Origin of the sequence: Bartonella sp. CR127HXZ (assembly GCF_042194555.1) — a bacterium.
GTDB lineage: Bacteria > Pseudomonadota > Alphaproteobacteria > Rhizobiales > Rhizobiaceae > Bartonella > Bartonella grahamii.
The window spans coordinates 1-21928 of sequence record NZ_JBHIMZ010000004.1; the positions used below are offsets into that span (position 1 = coordinate 1).

A 21928-nucleotide genomic window follows, 5' to 3' on the forward strand; every position below is an offset into this window, starting at 1 on the left:
AGGTAGCAGAAATTTTGAGAAGAGAATCGGATGCTTGTCGCAAAAGCATCATAATAAAGCCTTCTACTCCGTTGCAACGTGAAACTGTTGTTGCGTTTATGAGACTTTTAGATGGCTCACATCAAGAAACGTTAGCAGACTTCAAAGAAACATTAGAAACATTGTACGAAGCATGCTTTATAAAGAAATGTTAGAAAATCCTATACCATCACTTCTATTTACGCATCCCTCACAGTAAAAAACATATGAAATATCAACAACTTAATATGAATATAAAGCTATATGGTGGGCGATGAGAGACTCGAACTCCCGACATCCTCGGTGTAAACGAGGCGCTCTACCAGCTGAGCTAATCGCCCAATGCAATGATTAGCAATTGAATGGGAACTCTTTAAGGAAAAATTTTTCTAAACGCAAGAATAAAGATAGTATTTGATAATTTTTTTTAAAAATGCATAATCCTTCTTGACATAAACGCATGAACCCCTTACACGACCGCTTGTACCAAATTAAATTGGTTCGAAAAAAATGCGCGGGTGTAGCTCAGTTGGTTAGAGTGCTGGCCTGTCACGCCGGAGGTCGCGGGTTCGAGCCCCGTCACTCGCGCCATTTCGTGATTCCTTGTGAAATTTCCTTTTTAAAATATCCATATAGTATTGAGTGTGGTGGTGGAGTATTTGATTGGGGGATGATATGTTTTTTCTTTCTTTTTATATGGTTTATAATAATAGGGCTTGCGTCTTTCTTTGCTCTGCGTTACCTATGCCGACAAGAAAAGTATCGCTCTATATGCCTTTGAAGCAGTATGAATAGAATTAATAGAGCGATTATTAAATTTGTCTGTTTGGTCTCGCAATATTGAATCATTGTGTTAAACTCAGGCATTTCGTTACGATGGAAGAGGGTTATGGCTTATTTATTGAGCTCTTATTTACCGGTCTTGATTTTCATTATTGTGTCAGCTGTTATTGCTGGAGTTTTGTTGATTACACCTTACATTGTAGCATATCGTTCCCCTGATCCTGAAAAGTTATCGGCTTATGAATGTGGGTTTAATTCATTTAGTGATGCACGCATGAAGTTTGATATTCGTTTCTATTTGGTATCAATTTTATTTATTATTTTTGATCTTGAAGTTGCTTTTCTTTTTCCTTGGGCTGTTTCATTCGAATCAATAGGTATGTTTGGCTTTTGGTCTATGATTGTGTTTTTAGCAATTTTGACTATTGGGTTTATATATGAATGGAAAAAAGGAGCCCTTGAATGGAATTAGGATCTAATAATTCAACGATTGCTGCTCCAAAACCAAAAGGAATCATTGATCCCAATACTGGTGAGCTGATAGGGTCTGACGATAAGTTTTTTCGTGATCTTAATGCTGAATTATCAGATAAGGGATTTTTAGTTACCTCGGCAGATGCTTTGGTTACTTGGGCACGTACCGGTTCTTTAATGTGGATGAGTTTTGGTTTGGCATGTTGTGCTATCGAAATGATGCAATGCTCAATGCCTCATTATGATAATGAGCGTTTTGGATATGCGCCACGAGCTTCACCCCGTCAGTCAGATGTGATGGTGGTTGCAGGTACTCTAACAAATAAGATGGCTCCTGCTTTAAGAAAAGTGTACGATCAGATGCCAGAGCCACGTTATGTGATTTCTATGGGATCATGTGCAAACGGTGGGGGATATTATCATTATTCCTATTCAGTAGTGCGTGGATGTGATCGTATCGTGCCTGTCGATATATATGTTCCAGGGTGCCCACCTACAGCAGAGGCATTATTATACGGCATATTGTTGCTACAGAAAAAAATCCGTCGTACCGGATCCATAGAGCGATAGAGAGTTTTCTTGTCATGATGGATAAAACTTTGGTTGAACTTGCTGCTTATTTGGAAAACAAGTTAAAAAATAAGCTTGAAGAGACTGTTATTGCTTTTGGTGAATTGACCATTGTGGCACGTCTTGACGCAATTATCGATGTCTTAATGTTTGTTCGTGATGATTCGCGCTGTCAATTTATTAATCTCACAGACATTAGTGGTGTGGATTATCCTTCTCGCGATAAGCGCTTTGATGTTTCTTACCAATTGTTATCTCCTCGTGAGAATTTACGCTTACGTGTAAAAGTTCGTACGGATGAAAATACTCCTGTTGCTTCAGCTTGTACGGTTTATCCTGGCGCAGAGTGGTATGAACGTGAAACGTATGATATGTATGGGATTTTATTTTCAGGACATCCGGATTTGAGACGGATTTTAACAGATTATGGGTTTGAAGGATATCCTTTACGCAAAGACTTTCCTGTGACAGGATTTGTTGAATGTCGTTATGATAATGAAGCAAAGAGGGTAATTTATGAGCCTGTTGTTTTGCGTCAAGAGATGCGTAATTTTGATTTTCTTTCTCCTTGGGAAGGAGGACAGTATACTTTGCCATGTGATGAAAAATAATAATATTTGTTTTGATAAGGCATTATATTAGAGTACTGTATTTCTTAAATAATTAAATATTTTTTAGTATGATAGATTTTTTTGACATTTGATATGAAGTTTTTTAAAAAGCAAGGGGTTGATTGTGGCTGAGGTCAATGTTCGAAACTTTAATATCAATTTTGGTCCGCAGCATCCTGCCGCGCATGGGGTTTTGCGCATGGTTTTGGAGTTGGACGGTGAAGTTGTTGAGCGTGTAGATCCACATATTGGGTTATTGCATCGCGGTACCGAAAAATTAATGGAAACAAAAACTTATCTTCAAGCGGGTCCTTATCTAGATCGTTTGGATTATGTTGCTCCTATGAATCAGGAACATGCTTTTGTCCTTGCTATTGAAAAGTTATTGGATATTAAAGTTCCTAAAAGAGGGCAATTAATACGTGTTTTGTTTTCTGAAATTGGGCGTATTCTTAATCATTTGCTTAATGTAACGACACAGGCAATGGATGTTGGTGCTTTAACACCACCTCTTTGGGGGTTTGAGCAACGTGAAAGATTGATGATTTTTTATGAGCGTGCCTGTGGCGCACGTCTTCATGCAAATTATTTTCGTCCTGGTGGTGTGCATCAAGATTTACCAGAATCTTTAGTTGAAGATATAGGTAATTTTATTGATCCTTTTCTTGTTGCTCTTGGTAAACTTGATGCGCTTGTAACGCCAAATCGGATTTTTAAGCAGCGTAATGTGGATATTGGCGTGGTAACTATTGATGAAGCTTGGGCACGTGGTTTTTCTGGGGTTATGATTCGTGGGGCTGGTGTTCCATGGGATTTACGTAAAAGCCAACCTTACGAATGTTATGATGAAATGGAATTTGATATTCCTGTAGGTAAGAATAGCGATTGTTATGATCGTTATCTTATTCGTATGGAAGAAATGCGTCAATCAGCAAAAATTATGCGCCAATGTGTGGAGCGTTTGCTGAGTACTGAAAAAAATGGACCGGTTTCGAGCTTGGATCGCAAGATTGTACCACCGAAACGGAGTGAAATGAAAAGTTCGATGGAAGCACTGATTCATCATTTCAAGCTTTATACGGAAGGTTTTCATACGCCTCCTGGAGAAGTATATGTTGCTGTGGAAGCTCCGAAAGGGGAGTTTGGTGTTTATCTTGTTTCTGATGGAACCAATAAGCCTTATCGTGTAAAGTTGCGTGCTCCTGGGTTTGCGCATCTCCAAGCTATGGATTTTTTAACCAGAGGTCATATGCTGGCGGATGCTACAGCTATTTTGGGTTCGATTGATATTGTTTTTGGGGAGGTTGATCGCTAATGTCCGTACGCCGTCTTGCAGATGATGTTTATCAGCCCGCTGAGTTTTCTTTTACAAAAGAAAATCAGATATGGGTAAAAAATACTATAGAGAAATATCCTGTAGGGCGTGAGCAGTCTGCTGTAATTCCATTATTAATGCGTGCTCAAGAGCAAGATGGTTGGGTGACACGTGCCGCGATTGAGCATATTGCTCAGATTCTTTCCATGGCTTATATTCGTGTTCTGGAAGTTGCAACTTTTTACACTCAGTTTCAGCTTAAGCCTGTTGGAACAAAAGCGCATATTCAAGTTTGTGGTACGACCCCTTGTATGTTACGTGGATCTGGTGAATTGATTAAAGTTTGTCAGAAAAAAATTCATCATGAACCTTTTGTTACCAATCAGGATGGAACCTTATCATGGGAAGAGGTAGAATGTCTTGGTGCTTGTGTGAATGCTCCGATGGTTATGATTTTTAAAGATACTTATGAAGATCTTACAGCTGAGCGTCTTGAAGAAATTATTGATGCATTTGAAGCTGGGAAAGGTTCTGAGATAGCGGTTGGTCCGCAAAGTAGCCGTAAGTCGTCGGAACCGATTAGTGGTTTAACTTCTCTTATTGATGATGAGAAAGAAAAAAAGATCTCTCAAGTCTTCACCAAAAAAGGATAAGGAAAGAGTGGGAACATAATTAAGTATTTTTCTTGAAAAAATATTTTATTATTCTACCCATGATGACAACATTTAATGAAAAGTAAGAAGTCTTGAAAAGATATTTAAAAATTGCATTTGAGGAAAAGCGGAAAATGCTATGGGTAATAGAAAAAAAGGTGGGGTATGCTAGCTGATAAAGATCGTATCTTCACCAATCTGTATGGTTTAAAAGACAAATCATTAAAGGCTGCGATGTTGCGTGGGCATTGGAATGGTCTGAAAGAGATGATTGACAAAGGTCGTGATTGGATCATTGATGAGGTGAAGGCATCGGGTTTACGCGGTCGTGGTGGTGCTGGTTTTCCTACCGGAATGAAGTGGTCCTTTATGCCAAAGCAGAATGATGGTCGTCCTCATTATTTGGTTGTCAATGCCGATGAATCTGAACCTGGAACTTGTAAAGACCGTGATATTTTACGTCATGACCCCCATACTTTGATTGAAGGATGTGCAATCGCTACTTTTGCTATGGGAGCCAATGTTGCTTTTATTTATATTCGTGGTGAATATATTCGTGAACGTGAAGCGCTACAAGCTGCCGTTGATGAATGCTATGATGCAGGTTTACTTGGCAAAAAAACGAAATATGGGCATGCTTGTGATATTATTATTCATCATGGAGCTGGTGCTTATATTTGTGGTGAAGAAACAGCTCTTCTTGAAAGTCTTGAGGGAAAAAAGGGACAACCTCGGCTTAAACCACCATTTCCTGCCAATATGGGGATTTATGGCTGTCCAACAACAGTAAATAATGTAGAGTCCATTGCTGTTGTTCCAACGATTTTGCGGCGGGGTGCTTCGTGGTTTTCGTCAATCGGACGAGCAAATAATGTTGGAACGAAATTGTTTATGGTTTCAGGGCATGTTAATGCACCTTGTACATTTGAAGACGCTCTTGGTGTTTCATTCCGTGAATTAATTGAAAAACATACGGGTGGTGTTCGTGGTGGGTGGAATAATCTTTTAGCAGTTATTCCAGGGGGGGCTTCTTGTCCAGTCGTCCGTGGTGAGGATATGATCGATGCGATCATGGATTTTGATGGGATGCGAGATGTCGGGTCTTCTTTTGGCACGGGGGGGATGATTGTTATGGATAAATCAACCGATATTATCAAGGCAATTTGGCGTATAGCTGCTTTTTTCAAGCACGAGAGTTGTGGTCAGTGTACTCCGTGTCGTGAGGGGACGGGTTGGATGATGCGTCTTTTAGGGCGTATGGTTGAGGGAAGAGCACAAAAACGCGAGATTGATCTTTTGTTTGAAGTGTCTAAACAGGTTGAAGGACACACTATTTGTGCGCTTGGTGATGCTGCCGCATGGCCTGTACAGGGGTTGATACGTAATTTTCGTCCGGAAATCGAGCGTAGAATTGATGAATACACGCGAAATGTAGTCCAAAGCAAAAACATTGCTTTAGAAGCAGTAGGATAGAAGATTTTTTAAAGAGCAGCCGAATGCAAATTTTAAGTGGGTTATCCGCAGGTTGGATGGGTGATGATAAATATCAAAGTTGATGGCAAAGAGATTGAAGTTCCTGATTACTACACGTTGCTTCAGGCTGCTGAGGCGGCTGGGGCAGAAATTCCACGTTTTTGTTTTCATGAATCTTTGTCAATTGCTGGAAATTGTCGTATGTGTTTGGTTGAGGTTAAGGGTGGTCCTCCAAAACCTCAGGCTTCTTGTGCTATGGGGGTTCGTGATTTACGATTAGGGCCTAACGGTGAAGCACCTGAGATTTTTACCAATACGGCGATGGTAAAAAAAGCACGTGAAGGTGTTATGGAATTTCTTCTCATTAATCATCCTTTGGATTGTCCAGTGTGTGATCAAGGGGGAGAATGCGATCTTCAAGATCAAGCAATGCTTTATGGACGAGATTGTTCTCGTTATACAGAAAATAAGCGTGCTGTAGAAGATAAATATATTGGACCTCTTGTCAAAACTGTCATGACACGGTGTATTCATTGTACACGGTGTGTTCGTTTTACAACGGAAGTTGCAGGTATTTCTGAGCTTGGTTTGATCGGTCGTGGTGAAGATGCTGAAATTACGACGTATCTTGAAAAAGCTATGACATCTGAATTACAGGGAAATGTTATTGATCTTTGTCCGGTGGGAGCTTTAACTTCAAAACCTTATGCGTTTCATGCTCGTTCGTGGGAATTGGTAAAAACGGAATCGATTGATGTGATGGATGCGCTTGGTAGTGCGATCCGTATTGATAGTCGTGGCCGTGAAGTTATGCGGATTATGCCGCGTACGAATGAAGATGTAAATGAGGAATGGATCTCTGATAAAACGCGTTTTATTTGGGATGGATTACGGACTCAGCGGCTTGATAGGCCATATGTGCGCAAAGAAGGAAAGCTTCAACCTGTCAGTTGGACAGAAGCTTTTGCAAAAATTAAAATGGTGGTTTCTAAAACCTTGCCAGAAAAAATTGGAGCGATTGCTGGAGATCTCGCGTCTGTTGAGGAAATGTACGCACTTAAAACATTGCTTCTTTCATTGGGCTCAACGCTTTTTGATTGTCGCCAAAGAGGGGGGGCTTTATCGCCTGAGTTTGGGCGTTCGAGTTATATTTTTAATCCTACAATTGCAGGTATTGAACAGGCTGATGCACTGCTTATTGTGGGATCTAATCCACGTCATGAAGCGGCTGTTTTAAATGCGCGTATTTTTAAGCGCCAACGGATGGGAAATTTTCCTATTGCATTAATTGGAGAGAAAGTCGATTTACGTTATCCTTATTCTTATCTTGGATCTGGGAGTGATACATTAACGACACTTATTCGTGGAGAGGATGTTTTTTTTAATGTCTTAAAAGAAGCGAAGAGGCCCCTTATTCTTATCGGAGAGGGGGCTGTTTCAGGAAATGAAGGTTTATCTGTTTTAAAAAGTCTTGCTAAATTAGCTGACAATATTGGTGCTCTTAGTGAAGAATGGAATGGGTTTGGGGTTCTTCATAATGCAGCATCGATTGTTGGAGGATTGGACATAGGCTTTACTTCTAAACTTGGGGTTGCAAATATTCTTAAAACCTGTGAAGTTTTATTTTTACTTGGTGCTGATGAAGTAGAATTAGCCAATACAAAAGCTTTTACAGTTTATATTGGTAGCCATGGTGATAATGGTGCACATGCTGCTGATGTTATTTTGCCTGCATCTGCTTACACTGAAAAATCAGGGCTTTATGTGAATACAGAAGGACGTGTTCAAATGACAAATCGGGCTGGTTTTGCTCCAGGTGAAGCAAAAGAAGATTGGGCTATTTTGCGTGCTTTATCGGATATTTTAGGACAAAGGCTCCCTTTTGATTCTCTTTCTCAATTAAGACAATGCTTGTTTAATGATTATCCACACCTTTGTGCTGTTGATGATATAGTACCTTCTGATATAAGTGGTCTTAAGGCGCTTGGTTCAAAAATGGTTTCTCTAGAGAGTCAAATTTTTACTTCTATGGTTAAAGACTTTTATTTAACAAATCCGATAGCACGTGCTTCTGCTGTTATGGCTGAATGTTCATCTCTTACAAAAAACCGTGCTACGCAAACTGTAAAGTAAGGCAAAGGAAAAGGAATAATGATGTATGATTTCTTTATGACTTGGCTGTTGCCATTACTCATTATAGTTGGAAAAACACTTCTTCTTTTGGTCGTTCTTTTGATCTTAGTTGCTTATCTTCTTTACGCAGATAGAAAGATTTGGGCTGCGGTACAATTGCGTCGTGGACCAAACGTTGTTGGTCCATGGGGTTTGTTACAGTCTTTTGCAGATTTAATTAAATTTGTTGTTAAGGAGCCTATTATCCCTGCAGGTGCAAATAAGGGTGTTTTTCTTTTGGCTCCTTTTGTTTCAGCGACACTTGCTTTATCAACTTGGGCTGTTATTCCTGTCAATGAGGGCTGGGAAGTTGCAAAAATTAATGTTGGTTTGCTTTATATCTTGGCTATTTCATCTCTTGAAGTTTACGGTGTCATTATGGGGGGGTGGGCGTCAAACTCTAAATATCCTTTCTTAGGGGCTCTTCGTTCCGCTGCACAGATGGTTTCTTATGAGGTTTCAATTGGGTTTGTGCTTGTAACCGTCATTTTAGTGAGTGGTTCATTGGATCTTACAACAATTGTTCATAAACAAAGTTCTGGAATTGGTACAACTCTTGGTCTTCCTTTTAACAGCTTTCTCGATTGGAACTGGTTGGTCCTTTTTCCAATGTTTATTATATTTTTTATTTCTGCGCTCGCAGAGACAAACCGTCCTCCTTTTGATTTGGTTGAAGCTGAATCTGAACTTGTAGCTGGTCATATGGTAGAATATTCTTCAACGCCTTACATGCTTTTCTTTCTTGGTGAATATGTTGCGATTGTTTTAATGTGCGCATTAACAACCATTCTATTTTTAGGCGGTTGGCTGCCACCCTTAGATGTTTGGTGGCTTAATTGGGTTCCTGGTATCATTTGGTTTGTTTTAAAAGTCTGTTTTGTATTTTTTTGGTTTGCTATGGTTAAAGCATTTGTTCCACGTTATCGCTATGATCAGCTCATGCGGCTTGGTTGGAAGGTTTTTCTTCCTCTCTCACTAGCAATGGTTGTGATAACTGCTGCTTTTTTAAAGTTTACGGATTTCGTTTAAGAGGAGATTTTACGATGTCAGGTTTTATTCATGCGGCAAAGTCACTTCTTCTATTGGAATTTGTGAGTGCTTTTTTCTTAGCCATGCGTCAATTTTTTTCACCAAAGCCCACGATTAATTATCCTTATGAAAAAGGTTTTGTATCTCAGCGTTTTCGCGGTGAGCATGCATTGCGTCGCTATCCAAATGGTGAAGAACGGTGTATTGCTTGTAAATTATGTGAAGCAATTTGCCCTGCGCAAGCGATTACAATTGAGGCTGGACCGCGACGTAATGATGGTACGCGTAGAACTGTTCGTTATGATATCGATATGGTTAAGTGTATCTACTGCGGTTTTTGTCAAGAGGCTTGTCCGGTAGAGGCTATTGTTGAAGGTCCAAATTTTGAATTTGCAACAGAAACGCGTGAAGAACTCTATTATGATAAAGAAAAGCTTTTAATGAATGGAGATCGTTGGGAGCGAGAAATTGCTCGAAATATATTGATGGATGCGCCTTATCGTTAAGTGTATCGTTAAATGAGGTGTCGGATATTTTTCCGATAAATTGTAATCTGGTATGAAGTTTATACCAATTGTTTGAATATTTGAGGAGAAGCCTATGCTAACAGATCTAGCGGCGGCATTTTTCTATTTGTTTGCTTTTATTATGCTAACAAGTGCAGTTATTGTTATTACAGCACGCAATCCAGTGCATTCTGTTTTGTTTTTAATCCTCGCATTTTTTAATGCAGCGGCTTTATTTTTGCTTGCAGGAGCAGAGTTTTTAGGGCTTATTCTGCTTGTTGTGTATGTTGGAGCTGTCGCTGTTTTATTTTTATTTGTCGTTATGATGCTTGACGTTGATTTTGCTGAATTAAAGAGTGGAACTCTTCGGTATGCTCCTATTGGAGCTCTTATTGGTGTTATTATCGCTGTAGAATTGATTGTTGTTTTTGTGAGTAGCTATTTTTCTCCAGACTTGAGAACGCATGTTACCCAACCAATGCCAGATTTAGCGCAGCGAACAAATACACAAGCATTAGGTGATATTCTCTATACGGATTATGTTTTTTATTTTCAAATTGCTGGAATGATTTTATTGGTTGCAATGATTGGGGCTATTGTTTTAACACTTCGTCATAAATTAGGAGTAAAGCGGCAATCTATTGCGGAGCAAGTTTCTAGAACGGTAGAAAGTGCCATTGAAATCAAACAAGTTGAATCAGGCAAAGGTATGTAAGGGGGGCTATGTAGATGTATATTGATATTACACATTATCTCACTGTTTCTGCTTTGATGTTTACAATTGGTATTGCTGGAATTTTTCTCAACAGAAAAAACGTAATTATTATCTTGATGTCCATTGAGCTTATATTGCTTTCAGTTAATCTCAATTTTGTTGCATTTTCAGCATTTCTTCATGATCTCGTTGGTCAGATATTCGCTTTATTTGTCTTAACCGTAGCAGCTGCTGAAGCTGCCATTGGTTTAGCAATTCTAGTCGTTTTTTTCCGTAATCGTGGTTCCATTGCGGTTGAAGATGTTAATGTAATGAAAGGCTAACCAGTGATGTATTATACGATTGTCTTTCTTCCGCTTTTGGGTTTTTTAATTGCTGCACTAGGTGGAAAAACGATAGGAGATCGTGCGAGTGAATTGATAACATGTAGCTTTATGGTTGTTGTTGCCATATTATCGTGGATAGCATTTTTCAGTATTGCACTTGGTCATATTCCAGCGATTGATGTCTTGGTATTACATTGGCTTACTATTGGTGACTTAAGCTTTAATTGGGCTTTACATGTTGATACATTAACAGCTGTTATGCTTATTGTTGTGAATAGTGTTTCGGCATTGGTACATATTTATTCAATTGGTTATATGCACCATGACCCTTCAAGGTCTCGTTTTTTTTCTTATCTTTCTTTGTTTACATTTATGATGCTTATGTTGGTCACATCCAATAATTTGATTCAGATGTTTTTTGGATGGGAAGGTGTCGGACTTGCTTCTTATTTACTCATTGGTTTTTGGTTTCAGCGCGATTCTGCTAATAAGGCCGCAATGAAAGCTTTTGTAGTTAATCGTGTTGGAGACTTTGGTTTTCTCTTAGGAATCTTTAGTATTTTTGTTTTATTCCAATCGGTTGATTTTGCTTCCATTTTTGCAAAAGCTGCAAACAATAACCTTATACAAAATATGACATTTTTAGGTTGGCAATTTGATGGGCAGACGGCAATTACCATTACATGCCTTTTATTATTTATTGGTGCGATGGGAAAATCAGCACAATTTCTTTTACATACTTGGCTGCCTGATGCAATGGAAGGACCAACCCCTGTATCAGCGCTTATTCATGCCGCTACAATGGTAACGGCTGGTGTTTTTATGGTTGCGCGTATGTCGCCAATTTTTGAACTTTCTTCAACTGCTTTGACCGTGATTATTATTGTTGGAGCAACAACAGCGTTTTTTGCAGCAACTGTGGGGTTGGTGCAGAATGATATTAAACGTGTTATTGCTTATTCTACATGCTCTCAGCTCGGTTATATGTTTGTGGCATTAGGTGTTGGAGCTTATGGCGCTGCTGTCTTTCATCTTTTTACGCATGCTTTTTTTAAAGCCTTATTGTTTCTTGGTGCAGGTTCTGTCATTCATGCTGTATCTGATGAACAAGATATGCGAAAAATGGGTGGGTTACGCAAACATATAAAAGTCACCTATTGGATGATGATGGTCGGGACCATTGCATTGACAGGTGTTGGAATTCCAGGAACACTTTTCGGGACTGCAGGTTTTTTCTCAAAAGATGCGATTATAGAGTCTGCTTTTGTATCCCATAATATTGCTTCAGGATATGCTTTTTATCTTCTTGTTTTTTCAGCTTTATTAACAAGTTTCTATTCATGGCGGCTTATCTTTATGACATTCCATGGTAAACCACGGGCAACAGTTGATGTTATGCATCATGTTCATGAATCACCTCCAGTTATGTTGATTCCACTCTTTCTTTTATCTATTGGAGCAATATTTTCTGGTGTCGTTTTCCAACCTTACTTTTTTGGTGACTTGTATAATGCTTTTTGGAAGGGAGCATTATTTACAAGCAGCCACAATCACATTCTTCATGATGCCCACCATGTCTTTAATTGGGTAAAATGGTCGCCATTTATAGCGATGGTTCTTGGGTTTATTTTAGCTTATTTATTTTATGTTTCTATTCCATCTCTTCCTAAGAAAATGGTTCGTATTATGCCAGGAGCATATAATTTTCTTTACCAAAAATGGTATTTCGATCAATTATATAACTTTTTGTTTGTTCGTCCTACCTTTAGAATTGGTTCTTTTCTTTGGAAAGTAGGAGACGGTAAGATTATTGATGGTCTAGGTCCTAATGGTATCGCAGCGCGTGTTGTTGATATTACAAATAGAATTGTTCGATTGCAAACAGGCTATCTTTACCACTATGCATTTGCAATGCTTATCGGCGTTGCATTACTCATTACATGGATGATGATCGGGGGCGTAAACTAATGTCCGATTGGCCTATTCTTTCTACGGTTACATTTTTGCCACTTGTTGGTGTGCTTCTGATTTTGTTTATCAAAGATGATAGTGAAGTAGCACGCCATAATATACGTAATGTCGCATTTTTTACGACTTTATTTGTTTTTATTATTTCTTTAATTATTTGGATAGGATTTGATTCTAGCAACCCAAATTTTCAAATGGTTGAAAAGTCCAGTTGGTTAGGAGGGGGTATTAGCTATCATATGGGGGTTGATGGTATTTCTATTCTTTTTGTTGTTCTCTCGGCTTTTCTTTTGCCTTTTTGTATTTTAGCAAGTTGGGAAAATGTTAAAGAGAGATTAAAGGCTTATATGATTGCATTTCTTCTTCTAGAAGTTGCGATTATTGGCGTTTTTTGTGCTCTTGATGCAATGCTATTCTATGTTTTTTTTGAAGGCAGCCTTATTCCAATGTTTATCATTATAGGTGTATGGGGTGGAGCACGTCGTGTTTATGCAAGTATAAAGTTTTTCTTATATACTTTACTTGGTTCAGTGCTTATGCTGGTTGCTCTTATGGCTATGTATTGGGAGGCTGGGACACTTGATATACCAACTTTACTCAATTACCAGTTTCCTGCTCATATGCAAATATGGTTATGGCTTGCATTTTTTGCTTCTTTCGCAGTTAAAATGCCAATGTGGCCAGTTCATACATGGCTCCCTGATGCTCACGTGGAAGCACCGACAGCGGGTTCCGTTATTTTAGCTGGTGTCTTACTCAAATTAGGTGGGTATGGTTTTCTTCGTTTTTCTTTGCCTATGTTTCCTATCGCTTCAGCAGATTTTGCACCTTTGATTTTTACATTATCGCTTATCGCTATTATTTATACGTCGTTGGTTGCACTTGTTCAAAATGACATCAAAAAGCTTATTGCTTATTCTTCAATAGCGCATATGGGGTATGTGACAATGGGCATTTTTTCTGCGAATGAACAAGGGATACAAGGGGCTATTTATCAGATGCTATCCCATGGAATTGTTTCAGCAGCGTTGTTTCTTTGTGTTGGGGTTATCTATGATCGCTTGCATACACGTGAAATTTCAGCGTTTGGTGGTTTAGTGAATAATATGCCTAAATATGCTGTTGTTTTCTTAATTTTCACTATGGCAAATGTTGGTTTGCCTGGAAGCTCAGGATTTTTGGGTGAATTTTTAACCTTAATAGGTGTTTTTCAAGTAAATAAATTGGTTGTTGTTTTAGCAACAACAGGTGTTATCTTATCGGCAGCCTATGCCCTTTATCTTTATCGGCGTGTGGTTTTTGGTTCCTTGGATAAAGAGAATTTAAAAGTATTAATAGATCTTTCTTTAAGAGAAAAAATCATCCTTTATCCAATGGTTATTCTTACAATATTCTTTGGTATCTATCCAACGCCTATTCTTAAAGCAACGGCGTTTTCCGTAGAAACCCTCATCAATAAACTGCACTAGATAAGGGAAGAATGCACATGCAAACTGAAATAATAGCGCAATTAGTCTTAATTCTTCCGGAGCTTTTAATCGCATTAGGAGCTGTCGTGTTGCTTATGATTGGTGTTTATTCTAATACACGTGCTTCTTTAACAGTGACAGGTTTAGCCATGGCACTTCTTGTGGCAACCATTCTTATTCTTATAGTTTTTCCGAAAAATGGTTCATTTCAAACCAATGCGCTCGTTATCGATTCCTTTAGTCGTTATATGAAAATTTTAATGCTTATTGGTGCACTCTTTTCTCTTATCATGTCTGTTGGTTTTGCTAATGCACAAAAGTTTAATATATTTGAATTTCCAGTGCTTGTTCTTTTAGCAACTCTTGGAATGATGTTTATGATTTCAGCGGGTAATATGCTGTCGCTTTATATGGGGTTAGAACTGCAATCTTTAGCTTTATATGTTTTAGCAGCGATTAATCGTAATAATGTAAAATCTTCTGAAGCCGGTATAAAATACTTTGTTTTAGGAGCATTATCTTCAGGATTGCTGCTTTATGGTATTTCTTTGCTTTATGGTTTTACCGGCCAAATTGGTTTTCACGAAATTGCTCTTGCTTTAAAAGGTAAAAATTTACAATTGGGGGTTATTTTTGGAATTGTTTTTATTTTAGCTGGTTTGGCTTTCAAAATTTCTGCTGTTCCATTTCATATGTGGACACCTGATGTTTATGAAGGCGCGCCAACACCGATTACAGCATTTTTTGCTGGTGCCCCTAAAGTTGCTGCAATGGCTTTAATCATCCGTATTATTGTGATGACCTTTATTCCCCTAGGGCATGTTGATAATGTGATGCCTGCATGGCAACAAATTTTGGTCTTCATGGCGATTGCATCAATGATACTTGGTGCATTTGCTGCAATTGGTCAAAATAACATTAAGCGATTAATGGCTTATTCGTCGATCAGTCATATGGGCTATGCACTTGTTGGTTTATCTGCTGGAGATATGCTAGGAATAAAAAGTGTTATTCTTTATATGACGATTTATCTTGGAATGACGATTGGCTCGTTTGCTTTTATTCTTGGAATGCGCTCTCAGAATGGCAATGTTGAAAATATTTATGATCTTTCAGGGTTAGCAAAGACAAATCCGTTTATGGCTATTGTTATGACAATACAGCTTTTCTCGTTAGCCAGTGTACCACCTATGGCTGGTTTTTTTGGGAAGTGGTATACATTTTCTGCTGCTGTCCATGCTGGTCTGACGCCACTTGCAGTCGTTGGGATGATAGCATCTGTCGTTGGAGCTTTTTACTATTTACGAGTCATTAAAATTATGTGGTTTGATGACGCAAAAGCGCATTTTGTTGCTTTATCGAATGAGCTTCAATTTTGTCTCGGTCTTTCTGCATTGTTTATTTTATTTTATACACTTTTTGGAGTTTGGTTTGCTGAATTAGCAGAAAAAGCAGCAGCTGCATTGTTTTAATGAATATGGTTTATATTTTATCAGATTTTGCTCAAGAACAAGGATACACTATTGAAGTGTACGATAGTGTTGACTCAACAAATCTCATTGCGCAACGAAAAGCGCAAACTGGTCATCAAGGTAATCTTTGGATTGTTGCACAAGAACAATCACAGGGAAGAGCAAGAAGAGGGAGGACTTGGTCTAGTCCCAAAGGGAACCTTTATTCTAGTCTTCTATTAATTGATGATATTGTTCATCAAACTGCAGCTCAACTTGGTTTTGTTGCTGGAATAAGTGTGGCAGAGGCAATAAAACAATTGATAAAAGATGAAAAGCAGACAGACAATATTGTGAGTTTAAAATGGCCAAACGATATTTTGCTCAGAGGAGCAAAAAGCTCTGGAGTTTTGCTTGAGATTTTAAAATTGTCATCACAACAATATGCATTGGTTATTGGTATTGGAATAAATGTGAAATATAATTATGAAAATGCACCCTATCCCACTTCAAGCTTAAAGAATATCGGTTTGCATATTGAAGCAGAACAATTATTTACGGTTTTGACGGAGTATTTTTCTAAAAATTACCTTCTTTGGAAACAACCAAAAGGATGTGAAATAATCCGAAAAAAATGGCTTTTATATTCTGCTCACCTTGGGAAACATGTCAAAGTGGTGAATGATGAAAAAGTCATTGAGGGTGTTTTTGATGGTCTTGATAGTGATTTTAACTGCATCATAAAGCAAAAAAATGGTCAGACAGCCATTATAACAGCTGGAGATGTTCATTTTGGTTCGGCTGCTTCTATTAATGCAGGTCGTTATTAAAAAATTATTTTACCATCAGATACCTTAATGATTTTGGGAGATGTTTATGGTTGCAGCCAATAAGAATGAATTTGTTTTTTTACCTCTGGGAGGTGTAGGTGAAATAGGGATGAATTTAGCTGCTTACGGATTTGGTCCCCAACATCTTCGTGAATGGCTGCTGGTTGATATGGGAATTAGTTTTGCTGGTTCTGAATTACCAGGAGTCGACCTTGTTTTTCCTGATATTCGTTTTCTAGAAAGTGAAAAACATAATATACGGGGTCTTGTTTTAACACATGCACACGAAGATCATTATGGGGCCGTTCTTGATTTATGGCCAAAGTTACAAGTTCCAATTTACTGTACGCCTTTTACTGCAGGATTATTGGAAACTAAAAAACAATTAGATTTTGAATCTCAAAAAATTTTACTCAATATTTTTCAAGCTGGTGATTGTTTTCAGGTAGGTTCCTTTGCTGTAGAGTCTATAGCTGTTAACCATTCAATACCAGAATCTGTATCTTTAGCAATTACAACCTCTTTGGGGACTGTGATTCATACTGGTGATTGGAAAATTGATCATACTCCTTCACTTGGGGCTGTGACGGATGAAAAAAGATTTCGTGCGTTAGGAAAAAAAGGTGTTTTAGCATTACTTTGTGATTCTACAAATGCGTGTCGGGATGGTATATCTCCATCAGAGCAGCAGGTTCAAGCCAGTCTTTCTGAGATTATTTCCAAAGCTGAAGGGCGCGTTGCAATAGCAACTTTTTCTTCTAATATTGGTCGGATACGTTCTATTGCTCTTGCAGCTGAAGCTGCTGGACGTAAAGTGCTTGTTATTGGGCGTTCCCTTAAGCGAAGTATTATGGTTGCACAAGAACTTGGTTATATGAATGGTTTAGCACCATTTGTAACGGAAGATGATTATGGTTACATCTCGCGAAAAGATCTTGTTTTAATTGTTACAGGGAGCCAAGGTGAGCCATGTGCTGCTTTGGCTAAACTGTCACGTGATGGAATGAGAAATATTGCACTTTCTGCTGGTGATACCGTTATTTATTCATCACGAAGTATTCCAGGAAACGAAAAAGCGATTATTGAGGTACAAAATCGTTTCATTGATTTGGGTATTGAAATTATTACGAATGAAGATGCACTTGTTCATGTTTCAGGTCATCCCCGTCGTTCAGAACTTTTACAGATGTATGATTGGGTAAAACCACAGATACTTGTTCCTGTACATGGGGAAGCAATGCATCTTAAGGCTCAGGCAACTTTAGCACGTCAAGCGGGTATTAAAATTGTTACAGATATCAGAAATGGACATATGTTACGTTTTGCACCAGAGCCTGTAGAAGTTGTTGATCAAGTTCCTGTTGGCCGCATCTATAAGGATGGTTGCCTAATTGGAGATGAAAATGAACTAGGGATTCGTGAACGTCGCAAACTAAGTTATGCTGGTCATGTTACTATTTCTCTCCATATAAATAGTAAGCATGAATTATTAGGGGATATAGGTCTAACAACATTCGGGTTACCTGAAAGCAATGGAAAGGGAGAAAGTTTAAAAGATATTCTTTTAGATATTGTAGAAAATACAGTTTATAATATCCCACGCATGAAACAGAAAAATAATGAACTTATTCGAGAGGCAACACGACGTGCTGTGAGAGCGGCTGTTCATGAAATTTGGCAAAAAAAACCTATCTGTACAGTTTTTTTACATCGGTCAAAATAAGGAACTTTCATATTACGTTATTTAAAAAGAGAAGAGCATTTTTATTTTATTGCTAAATAAGAAAAATAGAGAATAAAGCCCAATAAATTTTTAAATAATAAGATCGTTATATTTGAAAGTATTCAGAATGCGGATATAGATGAATAGAGGGTGTGATAAATTGTTTCGATATGATAGGTGTGATTAGGAGTTAATTATTTCAATGCGTCTTTCTCAATATTTCCTTCCACTTTTAAAAGAGAATCCTAAAGAAGCAGAAATTGTTTCTCATCGCTTCATGTTACGCGCTGGAATGATTCGACAACAAACATCAGGGATTTATTCTTGGCTTCCTTTGGGAAAAAAAGTGCTTGATAAAGTTTGTAGAATTATTCGTGAGGAGCAAGAACGTGCGGGTGCAATAGAAATATTGATGCCTACAATTCAATCTTCTGATCTTTGGCGTGAAAGCGGTCGTTATGATGATTATGGTTTGGAAATGCTTCGCATTAAAGATCGTCAAAAGCGTGATTTACTTTATGGTCCAACCAATGAAGAGATGGTAACAGATATTTTTCGCTCATATGTTCGTTCTTATAAAGATCTTCCACTTAATTTGTATCATATTCAATGGAAATTTCGTGATGAAATTCGCCCACGTTTTGGTGTGATGCGGGCACGGGAATTTTTAATGAAAGATGCTTATTCTTTTGATCTTGATTATGAAGGCTCTAAAACATCTTATAATCGTATGTTTGTTGCTTATTTACGCACTTTTTCTCGTCTTGGCTTAAAAGCAATCCCTATGCGTGCAGATACAGGTCCAATAGGGGGGAAACTCAGTCATGAATTTATCATTTTGGCTGAAACGGGAGAGAGCGCTATCTTCTGTGATAAACAATTTCTTGAACTTACTGTTCCTGATAGTTCAATCAATTTTAGTGATAAAGCTGTTTTAGATGATATTGTTAAACAATGGACATCTTTTTATGCAGCGACGGAAGAAATGCATAATGAAGAGGAGTGGGCTAAAGTTTCTGATCATAGTCGTCTTTCAGCGCGTGGTATTGAAGTCGGGCATATTTTCCACTTTGGTACGAAATATTCTGCTCCAATGGGAGCAAAAGTTATGGGACAAGATGGAAAAGAGCATGTAGTCTCTATGGGATCTTATGGTATTGGACCTTCGCGTCTTGTTGCGGCCGCTATAGAGGCTTCTCATGATGAAAATGGTATTATTTGGCCAAAGTCGATGGCACCGTTTGATTTTGGGATTATCAATATGAAATCCGATGATGAAAAATGCACGAAGGCATGTGAGTTTCTCTATCAGGGATTAAAGGAGGCTGGTTTTGATCCATTATTAGATGATAGAAATGAACGTCCTGGATCAAAATTTGCAACAATGGATTTGATTGGTTTGCCAACGCAAATCATTGTTGGTCCTAACAGCATTGCACAAAATGAAGTTGAAATTAAAGATCGAAAAACAGGTGTAAAAAAATCTCTAAAGGTTGAAGATGTACTCAGCCAACTTTCTATGAATTAATAGGAAATGTTATGAAGAGGCTGAAAGACAAATGGTTTTCATCTTATGAGTGGATGATCGCTTTTCGTTACATGATTCCCAATAAAAAACATGTCGTTGCATCTGTTATTTCAATTATTTCTCTTATTGGGATTATGTTGGGCGTATTTGCTCTGGTTGTTGTTATGGCGGTGATGAATGGCTTTCGTACAGAGCTTCTCAATCGTATTCTTGGTATGAATGGGCATCTTATTGTTCAAACAGTTGATTCTGGTTTTTCTGATTATAAGACTCTTATTTCTTCTTTAGAATCTACAAATGGTGTAAAGTTTGCTTTGCCTGTTATTGAAGGTCAAGCGCTTGTTCAAGGTGAAGTTCAAGGTGGCTCTGGCGCATTAGTTCGTGGTATGCGCAAACAAGATCTAGAAAAGCTTAAAACAGTCTCTCAAAACATTAAATTAGGATCAATTTCTCGGTTTGATAAAGAAGAAGGTGTTGCAATTGGAAGTGGCTTAGCAGAAAAATTGGGGCTGACAGTTGGAAGAGATATTCGTATTATTACTCCAGATGGTGATGAGACTCCTTTTGGCGTTACACCACGTGTGAAAGCTTATAAAGTCGTTGCTATTTTTGAAGTTGGTATGTCTGAATATGATTCAATATTTATCTTTATGCCTCTCCATGAAGCACAAATGTTTTTTAATTTGGGAGATAAGGTTCAGTCTTTAGAATTATTTCTAAATGATCCTGATGCTGTTGATCAAATAAAACCTGTTGTAGAAAAAACAGTTGATCAACAGGTCTATTTAATTGATTGGCGTACACGCAATCAGGCTTTTTTTTCAGCCTTACAGATTGAACGAAATGTTATGTTTTTCATTCTTTCTCTGATCGTTCTTGTTGCTGCTTTAAATATTATTTCAGGGCTGATTATGCTTGTAAAAGATAAAAGTCATGATATTGCGATTTTACGCACGATGGGGGCTCAACAGAGTGCGATTTTGCGTATATTTATCATTACAGGAATGATGATTGGTTTTATTGGAACTATATTGGGTTTAGTTTTAGGTGTTATCGCGACCGCGAATATTAATCATATCCAAGACTTTATATCTTGGTTATTTAATGTCGACGTTTTTAATCCTCAACTTTATTTTTTAACAAAATTGCCTGCACAAATTGACTGGAAACAGACAATCTTGGTTGCTATGATGGCTTTATTTTTGTCGTTTCTTGCTGCTCTCATTCCGGCATGGCGTGCTGCTAAGCTAGATCCCGTACAAGCTTTGAGGTATGAATAATGACAGCTATTTTAGAGCTTGTAGAGATTGAAAGACACTTTTTCGAGAGTCATAAGCCGCTTATTGTTTTAGATAAAGCGAATTTTATTCTTAATCGTGGAGAGCTTGTCGCACTTGTTGCACCATCTGGTGCTGGAAAATCAACACTTCTTCATATTGCTGGATTATTAGAAAAACCAACAGCTGGTGATGTGATGTTACGGGGTGTTTCTTGTGCAAAGCGCTCTGATAGTGAGCGAACAGCTATAAGACGAAATGATATTGGTTTTGTTTATCAATTTCATCATTTACTTCCAGAGTTTACGGCGTTAGAAAATGTCATGGTACCGCAAATGATAGCAGGATTAAAAAAATCCATAGCAGAAGATCGTGCGCGCAAATTATTGACGTATCTGCGTATTTCTCATCGTGCTAACCATCGTCCCTCAGAGTTATCGGGAGGAGAACAACAACGTGTTGCTATTGCACGTGCAGTAGCAAATGGCCCTTCGGTTCTTTTGGCTGATGAACCTACAGGAAATCTTGATCCAGTAACTTCAGCTTATGTCTTTCAAGCTTTGTCTATCCTTGTTCGTCAGTCGGGTCTTTCTGCTCTTATTGCAACACATAATTACGCTTTGGCTAAGCAAATGCATCGTCGAATTACACTTAAAGAACAAAAGATTATAGAACTTCCTTAAAAGCAAGGTACAAATTTTATACGACTAATTGAATAGTTTATATTACTTTATTCAAGGAGATTTTTTATGACAGTTTTTGTCGTTGACAAAAATCAATTAGATGTGCGTCGTCGTCGATTGATTTTTCGTGCATGGCATCGCGGTATTCGTGAAATGGATCTCATTTTTGGACATTATGTCGATGCTCATATTGCTGAAATGAATGATAAAACGCTCTCTGAACTTGAATATATTATGTCTTTTGATGATCGTGATTTACTCACATGGATTACTGGAGAAGTTTTGCCACCCTCTGAAGTTGATAGTCCACTTTTTCGTGATATTGCCAATTATCGTATTTGCTTAAGTTATTAA

20 protein-coding genes, 2 tRNA genes and 1 pseudogene are annotated in these 21928 nt (G+C 38.1%); 22 read left to right on the top strand and 1 reads right to left on the bottom strand.

Annotated elements, in window-relative coordinates; translation table 11 throughout:
- Positions 1 to 194, top strand: a pseudogene (locus ACFIKY_RS03295) (XRE family transcriptional regulator); the annotation flags it as partial.
- Positions 195 to 283: 89 nt separating this feature from the next.
- Here ACFIKY_RS03295 and ACFIKY_RS03300 read toward each other — a convergent pair.
- Positions 284 to 359: transfer RNA gene (locus ACFIKY_RS03300), tRNA-Val, on the bottom strand.
- A 173-nt stretch (positions 360 to 532) separates the two neighbouring features.
- Here ACFIKY_RS03300 and ACFIKY_RS03305 point away from each other — a divergent pair.
- The 21 genes from ACFIKY_RS03305 to ACFIKY_RS03405 all read left to right on the top strand — a co-directional run bounded on the left by ACFIKY_RS03305 (position 533) and on the right by ACFIKY_RS03405 (position 21928).
- Positions 533 to 609 (top strand) — tRNA-Asp (locus tag ACFIKY_RS03305).
- 298 nt (positions 610 to 907) lie between these two features.
- Positions 908 to 1273 (top strand): NADH-quinone oxidoreductase subunit A, encoded by a 366-nt coding sequence (locus tag ACFIKY_RS03310; RefSeq protein WP_005773599.1) that lies wholly within the window; start codon positions 908 to 910, stop codon positions 1271 to 1273.
- A complete protein-coding gene (locus ACFIKY_RS03315) occupies positions 1264 to 1845 on the top strand; it encodes a NuoB/complex I 20 kDa subunit family protein (protein WP_375636124.1) in 582 nt (193 codons plus the stop codon). Before ACFIKY_RS03310 ends, ACFIKY_RS03315 begins: the two co-directional genes overlap by 10 nt.
- 17 nt (positions 1846 to 1862) lie before the next feature.
- Positions 1863 to 2456, top strand: coding sequence for an NADH-quinone oxidoreductase subunit C (locus ACFIKY_RS03320; protein ID WP_375636129.1), 594 nt, complete (start codon positions 1863 to 1865; stop codon positions 2454 to 2456).
- 124 nt (positions 2457 to 2580) lie between these two features.
- Positions 2581 to 3771, top strand: coding sequence for an NADH-quinone oxidoreductase subunit D (locus tag ACFIKY_RS03325; protein WP_273787995.1), 1191 nt, complete (start codon positions 2581 to 2583; stop codon positions 3769 to 3771).
- Positions 3771 to 4424, top strand: coding sequence for an NADH-quinone oxidoreductase subunit NuoE (nuoE, locus tag ACFIKY_RS03330; protein WP_015856354.1), 654 nt, complete (start codon positions 3771 to 3773; stop codon positions 4422 to 4424). The genes ACFIKY_RS03325 and nuoE overlap by 1 nt, the downstream gene beginning before the upstream one ends.
- 165 nt (positions 4425 to 4589) lie before the next feature.
- The gene (gene nuoF / locus ACFIKY_RS03335; protein WP_375636123.1) at positions 4590 to 5897 is read left to right on the top strand and encodes an NADH-quinone oxidoreductase subunit NuoF; all 1308 of its coding nucleotides are present in this window, start codon (positions 4590 to 4592) and stop codon (positions 5895 to 5897) included.
- Positions 5898 to 5960: 63 nt separating this feature from the next.
- Positions 5961 to 8030 (top strand): NADH-quinone oxidoreductase subunit NuoG, encoded by a 2070-nt coding sequence (gene nuoG, locus ACFIKY_RS03340; RefSeq protein ID WP_375636122.1) that lies wholly within the window; start codon positions 5961 to 5963, stop codon positions 8028 to 8030.
- 21 nt (positions 8031 to 8051) lie between these two features.
- The gene (nuoH, locus tag ACFIKY_RS03345; RefSeq protein WP_375644851.1) at positions 8052 to 9098 is read left to right on the top strand and encodes an NADH-quinone oxidoreductase subunit NuoH; all 1047 of its coding nucleotides are present in this window, start codon (positions 8052 to 8054) and stop codon (positions 9096 to 9098) included.
- Positions 9099 to 9112: 14 nt separating this feature from the next.
- On the top strand, positions 9113 to 9604 hold the full coding sequence (gene nuoI, locus ACFIKY_RS03350; protein ID WP_375636121.1) for an NADH-quinone oxidoreductase subunit NuoI: 492 nt from the start codon (positions 9113 to 9115) through the stop codon (positions 9602 to 9604).
- Between the two features lie 94 nt (positions 9605 to 9698).
- A complete protein-coding gene (locus tag ACFIKY_RS03355) occupies positions 9699 to 10319 on the top strand; it encodes an NADH-quinone oxidoreductase subunit J (protein WP_375636120.1) in 621 nt (206 codons plus the stop codon).
- A gap of 14 nt (positions 10320 to 10333) precedes the next feature.
- The gene (gene nuoK, locus ACFIKY_RS03360; RefSeq protein ID WP_015856359.1) at positions 10334 to 10642 is read left to right on the top strand and encodes an NADH-quinone oxidoreductase subunit NuoK; all 309 of its coding nucleotides are present in this window, start codon (positions 10334 to 10336) and stop codon (positions 10640 to 10642) included.
- 6 nt (positions 10643 to 10648) lie between these two features.
- On the top strand, positions 10649 to 12613 hold the full coding sequence (nuoL, locus tag ACFIKY_RS03365) for an NADH-quinone oxidoreductase subunit L (protein ID WP_375644847.1): 1965 nt from the start codon (positions 10649 to 10651) through the stop codon (positions 12611 to 12613).
- Complete coding sequence (locus ACFIKY_RS03370; protein ID WP_375661403.1) at positions 12613 to 14082, top strand: NADH-quinone oxidoreductase subunit M; 1470 nt, start codon at positions 12613 to 12615, stop codon at positions 14080 to 14082. Before nuoL ends, ACFIKY_RS03370 begins: the two co-directional genes overlap by 1 nt.
- Before the next feature lie 17 nt (positions 14083 to 14099).
- A complete protein-coding gene (gene nuoN, locus ACFIKY_RS03375) occupies positions 14100 to 15554 on the top strand; it encodes an NADH-quinone oxidoreductase subunit NuoN (protein WP_375661404.1) in 1455 nt (484 codons plus the stop codon).
- Entirely contained in the window at positions 15554 to 16363 is an 810-nt protein-coding gene (locus tag ACFIKY_RS03380) for a biotin--[acetyl-CoA-carboxylase] ligase (RefSeq protein WP_375636119.1), read from the top strand. The genes nuoN and ACFIKY_RS03380 overlap by 1 nt, the downstream gene beginning before the upstream one ends.
- Positions 16364 to 16409: 46 nt before the next feature.
- Positions 16410 to 18086, top strand: coding sequence for a ribonuclease J (locus tag ACFIKY_RS03385; RefSeq protein ID WP_375656120.1), 1677 nt, complete (start codon positions 16410 to 16412; stop codon positions 18084 to 18086).
- Between the two features lie 202 nt (positions 18087 to 18288).
- The gene (proS, locus tag ACFIKY_RS03390) at positions 18289 to 19614 is read left to right on the top strand and encodes a proline--tRNA ligase (protein WP_375653131.1); all 1326 of its coding nucleotides are present in this window, start codon (positions 18289 to 18291) and stop codon (positions 19612 to 19614) included.
- Between the two features lie 11 nt (positions 19615 to 19625).
- Positions 19626 to 20894, top strand: coding sequence for a lipoprotein-releasing ABC transporter permease subunit (locus tag ACFIKY_RS03395; RefSeq protein WP_375647427.1), 1269 nt, complete (start codon positions 19626 to 19628; stop codon positions 20892 to 20894).
- Positions 20894 to 21574 carry an ABC transporter ATP-binding protein gene (locus ACFIKY_RS03400; protein WP_375636116.1) on the top strand — a complete coding sequence of 227 codons (681 nt, stop codon included), beginning with the start codon at positions 20894 to 20896 and terminating at the stop codon, positions 21572 to 21574. Before ACFIKY_RS03395 ends, ACFIKY_RS03400 begins: the two co-directional genes overlap by 1 nt.
- A gap of 66 nt (positions 21575 to 21640) precedes the next feature.
- Positions 21641 to 21928, top strand: coding sequence for a succinate dehydrogenase assembly factor 2 (locus tag ACFIKY_RS03405; protein WP_375636115.1), 288 nt, complete (start codon positions 21641 to 21643; stop codon positions 21926 to 21928).